This window comes from Weizmannia acidilactici, assembly GCF_008974185.1.
GTDB classification, from domain to species: domain Bacteria; phylum Bacillota; class Bacilli; order Bacillales; family Bacillaceae_C; genus Weizmannia; species Weizmannia acidilactici.
Genome location: NZ_BKZP01000070.1, coordinates 1 through 2,716 on the forward strand (window position 1 = coordinate 1; position 2,716 = coordinate 2,716).

1 protein-coding gene, 9 tRNA genes, 1 rRNA gene and 1 pseudogene are annotated in these 2,716 nt (G+C 47.2%); 1 reads left to right on the forward strand and 11 read right to left on the reverse strand.

Going from position 1 to position 2,716, the window contains the following annotated elements; all coding sequences use genetic code 11:
* Positions 1–105 precede the first annotated feature (105 nt).
* The gene (locus BpJC4_RS15545) at positions 106–273 is read left to right on the forward strand and encodes an aspartyl-phosphate phosphatase Spo0E family protein (RefSeq protein ID WP_253693943.1); all 168 of its coding nucleotides are present in this window, start codon (positions 106–108) and stop codon (positions 271–273) included.
* A 44-nt stretch (positions 274–317) separates the two neighbouring features.
* Here BpJC4_RS15545 and rocF read toward each other — a convergent pair.
* The 11 genes and pseudogenes from rocF to rrf all read right to left on the reverse strand — a co-directional run bounded on the left by rocF (position 318) and on the right by rrf (position 2,627).
* A pseudogene (gene rocF, locus BpJC4_RS15550) lies at positions 318–1,216 on the reverse strand (arginase).
* A 405-nt stretch (positions 1,217–1,621) separates the two neighbouring features.
* A tRNA-Gly gene (locus BpJC4_RS15555) sits at positions 1,622–1,693 on the reverse strand.
* Positions 1,694–1,733: 40 nt separating this feature from the next.
* A tRNA-Lys gene (locus BpJC4_RS15560) sits at positions 1,734–1,806 on the reverse strand.
* A gap of 56 nt (positions 1,807–1,862) precedes the next feature.
* Positions 1,863–1,937 (reverse strand) — tRNA-Gln (locus BpJC4_RS15565).
* A gap of 63 nt (positions 1,938–2,000) precedes the next feature.
* Positions 2,001–2,085: transfer RNA gene (locus BpJC4_RS15570), tRNA-Tyr, on the reverse strand.
* Positions 2,086–2,093: 8 nt separating this feature from the next.
* Positions 2,094–2,169, reverse strand: a tRNA-Thr gene (locus BpJC4_RS15575).
* Positions 2,170–2,176: 7 nt separating this feature from the next.
* Positions 2,177–2,249, reverse strand: a tRNA-Val gene (locus BpJC4_RS15580).
* Positions 2,250–2,260: 11 nt separating this feature from the next.
* A tRNA-Glu gene (locus BpJC4_RS15585) sits at positions 2,261–2,335 on the reverse strand.
* Between the two features lie 13 nt (positions 2,336–2,348).
* Positions 2,349–2,424: transfer RNA gene (locus BpJC4_RS15590), tRNA-Thr, on the reverse strand.
* Between the two features lie 5 nt (positions 2,425–2,429).
* Positions 2,430–2,504: transfer RNA gene (locus BpJC4_RS15595), tRNA-Asn, on the reverse strand.
* Positions 2,505–2,511: 7 nt separating this feature from the next.
* A 5S ribosomal RNA gene (gene rrf / locus BpJC4_RS15600) occupies positions 2,512–2,627 on the reverse strand.
* Between the last annotated feature and the right edge of the window lie 89 nt (positions 2,628–2,716).

Here is a 2,716-nt window from a genome sequence, read left to right on the forward strand (position 1 = left end):
TAATAAAATGTTCAAGTCTATTGTAGCAAAAATATGGAAAAAGTGCTTAGATCTTTAGTAAAATGGGTTATAAATACATATCAAAACTTACACGAACGGAGAGTTTTGAATGAATCAAAAAAAAGCCAGGCCTTAATGTTGGAAATCGAAGAAAAGCGCCGTGAAATGATCTATCTCGCCTCAAACGCCGCATACTGGGATGACCGGGTCTTACAGGCCAGCAGGCACTTGGACCAGCTGATCAATCAATTTAACAAGCTGAAAAAGCGATAGCCGGCCACTATCGCTTTTCACATGCATAAAAGATATCCACATTTCTATAACAGTTTTTTCCCAAACAAACTTTCCATCAGCTGGACTGCTTTTCTTGCCGTTTTATTGCGGTGGTCAAGAATCGGATTGGTTTCAACAAACTCTGCGGAAACAACCGTATCCGCTTCATGCAGTAGTTCCATGGCAAACCGGCTTTCACGGAAACTGAGTCCGCCGTATACAGGCGTGCCTACCCCGGGCGCCTCTTGCGGATCAAGCGCATCCAGATCAAGTGACAGATGGATGCCGTCCGTTTTATCCTTCAAATAGGCAATGCTTTCGCACATCACTTTTTCCATCCCGAACCGGTCAATTTCATGCATGGTATATGTTTTAATGCCCAGCTTGCGGATTAAATCCTTTTCCCCTTCATCCAAGTCCCTTTGCCCGATCAACACAATATGTTCCGGCTTGATTTTCGGAGCATAACCGTAAATGCCGGTTAAAGCTGAGTGGCCAAGGCCTAGACTTGCAGCAAGCGGCATGCCGTGGATATTGCCGGACGGGCTTGTCTCCGGAATGTTCATATCCGCATGGGCATCGAACCAAATGGCGCCCAGGTTTTTGTAATGCTTGCTGATGCCGGCAATGCTCCCGATCGCAATGCTGTGGTCCCCTCCCAGAATGAGCGGAACGAGCGGCTTTTTACAATTTGGTCTGCCTGCCGCGCAATCTCCTCACTCGCCTTGGCGACCGCTTTCAGGTTCCTCAAGTTGGCTTCATCATCCTGTAGCTGCTCCGCCCTGCCGATCGGAATGTTTTTAATGTCGGTTACTTTACATCCGAGCATTTCCAATCTTTCTTTTACGCCGGCGTAACGGATGGCGTCCGGTCCTAAATCCACTCCTTTATGCCGCTGCCCCAAATCCATCGGAATACCCATGATGGTGATATTTTTTTCCATATGACAGCCCCCTTCTTTTATATAAGGCTGTCTTTATTGTAAAATCGTTTGCAAATTGGCTCAACTGCACAAAATTTTGTATATTTATTCGATTTTGCCAGTTTATTTTTTAGGCTATGTTCGTGAACAATGTTGATGATCGCGAAATCTGCTTCGTCCGGCACAATCCCGGGACTTAACCTGGCAGAAACCCCAGAAATGATCATCAATAAATTGAACAGAACAATTTTTTAGTAAAGATTTTACTGATGCATGTGAATTTTGCCTTGCCGGGTACTTGCCGCTTCTTGGCCGCTGTTTTCCTCTTCTGGTTCCCGGCATCCTGGTAAAATCCTCAAGGTGGCTATCCGAAAACGCACAAGCGTTCAAGCTCTTCTCGGAGCCTGGACGCTTGTGGTGAAAGAAAGCGGAAGACGGGACTCGAACCCGCGACCCACACCTTGGGAAGGTGTTGTTCTACCACTAAACTACTTCCGCATATTTATAGAATAACATAAATAATATAAAATAGAAAGAGTGAGCCATGCAGGATTCGAACCTGCGACCCTCTGATTAAAAGTCAGATGCTCTACCGACTGAGCTAATGGCTCGTAACACTTTAAACAAAAATTTATATAAAATCGGAAATACCGATTCAGTACACAGGTGGCTGGGCCAGCTGGATTCGAACCAACGCATGACGGAGTCAAAGTCCGTTGCCTTACCGCTTGGCTATGGCCCAATAGGAATAGTATAAACAATTCCTGCTAAAAAATACATTAACATGCATGTCCAAATCTTCGGATGGTGGAGGGGGACGGATTCGAACCGCCGAACCCTGAGGGAGCGGATTTACAGTCCGCCGCGTTTAGCCACTTCGCTACCCCTCCGTCAGAGATGGTGCCGGCCAGAGGACTTGAACCCCCAACCTACTGATTACAAGTCAGTTGCTCTACCAATTGAGCTAGGCCGGCATATGAATGGAGGATGACGGGATCGAACCGCCGACCCTCTGCTTGTAAGGCAGATGCTCTCCCAGCTGAGCTAATCCTCCATGTATAAAAATGGTGACCCGTACGGGATTCGAACCCGTGTTACCGCCGTGAAAGGGCGGTGTCTTAACCGCTTGACCAACGGGCCAAAAAAAGAAATATGGAGCTTCCAATCGGGCTCGAACCGATGACCTCTTCCTTACCATGGAAGTGCTCTACCTGCTGAGCTATGGAAGCATTTATGGCTCCGCAGGTAGGATTCGAACCTACGACCGATCGGTTAACAGCCGATTGCTCTACCACTGAGCTACTGCGGAATATCTGGCCCGGCAACGTCCTACTCTCGCAGGGGGAATCCCCCAACTACCATCGGCGCTGGGAAGCTTAACTTCCGTGTTCGGGATGGGAACGGGTGTGGCCTTCCCGCCTTCATCACCGGACCTTAATGACAAAAATTATTCTACCAAAAATAATTTTTGTTTTCAATAGGAAATTTTTATTTATTCCCTCAAAACCGGATGGGAGAGAA